The organism is Rathayibacter sp. AY1D5 (assembly GCF_002932515.1).
GTDB lineage: Bacteria > Actinomycetota > Actinomycetes > Actinomycetales > Microbacteriaceae > Rathayibacter.
This window is the reverse complement of record NZ_PSVU01000112.1, coordinates 1-1,298: the sequence shown is the minus strand read 5'-3', so window position 1 is coordinate 1,298 and position 1,298 is coordinate 1. Positions and strand designations below refer to the sequence as shown.

Genomic DNA, 1,298 nt, shown 5'->3' with positions numbered 1-1,298 from the left:
GCCGAGAAGTCCGCGGAGCGGAAGGTGCTCATCGCCAACAACAAGGCGTGGAACGCGGCCGAGAAGGTGCGCCGCGAGTGGATCGCGACGTTCCTCGCCCGCAAGACCCTCCCCAAGGACGCGGATCGCATCATCGCCCTCGGTCTCACCGCTCACCGGTTCGCGGTGTCCTCCGGGATGACGGGCGGCAGCGACCTCGCGCACACGCTGCTGCGCATCGAGCGCCCCTCCGGCTACCGCGCGGACGCTCTCGCGGCGCTGATCGAGGGGAACCCCGCGAAGGCCCGCCTGGTCGCGCTGGCCGTCGTGCTCGAAGGTCAGGAGGCGCACACGAGCAAGGAGTCCTGGCGCCGCGGCGACGAGCGCACGGCCGAGCACTTCCGCCAGCTCGCGGCCTGGGGATACGCGCTCCCCCCGGTCGAGCAGGTCGTCACCGGCGACAGCACCCCCGCCGACGCCGCAGGACTCAGCTAGCCCACCCAGCGGGGACCGGCTCGCACCGGTCCCCGCCCCTCCTCTTCTCCCACTGCTGCACAGGAAGGCCCCACCATGACCACCACGACCACCGCACCCCGCCCCGCCCACCGCTTCGACCCGTACCAGGAGTGATCGACCTCGAAATCGGATCGCGCCGCTCCCAACTCGGCGCCCGCGGTCAGCCGAAGCACCGGCATCGCCTGCACGATCCACCTCACCCGGAAAGGGGACTTAGTTAGACCGTCTAGAAAATCTAGGCTGTGACCGCTCGATCGGCGATCCCTGGCTGCTGGTCGTTCGAGGTTGGCGCGCGTTCGGCCAACCGGCAGCGAGGGGTGCACCGACCCGAACGGTTGCACCCCTCGCTGTAATTGTGAAGCCACCAGAGCCCGTTGACGAGAGGGCCCGGAGGCGCCGAGACATTTTCGAGGGTCGATGCCGGTGAGGGTCAGGCGAAAGCGCTGCCCGCCAGCGGATGCGCGAGCAGGATCCCCGCGATGAGGACGAGTGCGGCGCTCGGCAGCACGAACTCGACGGGGCGTTTTCCGTGGCGGCTCAGCGCGGAGGGCGCCAGATGGATGAGCACGCCGACCGTGAGCAGGGCGGCGCACGTGAGAAGACCCCACCCGCCGATGAAGAGCAGACTGACTCCCGGGCCACCCGACTCGGGGATCCCGTACCAGACGGCGTCCGCGATCCAGAGTGTCGCGGCGGCGACGCCGGTTGACGCGAGAGCGACCCAGGACACAACGGAGCTAGAGCCGGTCGAGGTCGATCTCCTGGTGTCCACCTGCCGAACGCTAGGGCAGCCGACGGCGCTG

The 1,298-nt window shown here is 69.8% G+C and carries 1 protein-coding gene and 1 pseudogene; one reads left to right on the top strand and one right to left on the bottom strand.

Annotated elements, in window-relative coordinates; genetic code table 11:
- A pseudogene (locus C5C82_RS17735) lies at positions 1-474 on the top strand (chromosome partitioning protein); the annotation flags it as partial.
- Positions 475-925: 451 nt separating this feature from the next.
- Here the strand turns inward: C5C82_RS17735 and C5C82_RS17050 are convergent.
- Positions 926-1,225 (bottom strand): hypothetical protein, encoded by a 300-nt coding sequence (locus C5C82_RS17050; protein WP_104223378.1) that lies wholly within the window; start codon positions 1,223-1,225, stop codon positions 926-928.
- Positions 1,226-1,298 lie beyond the last annotated feature (73 nt).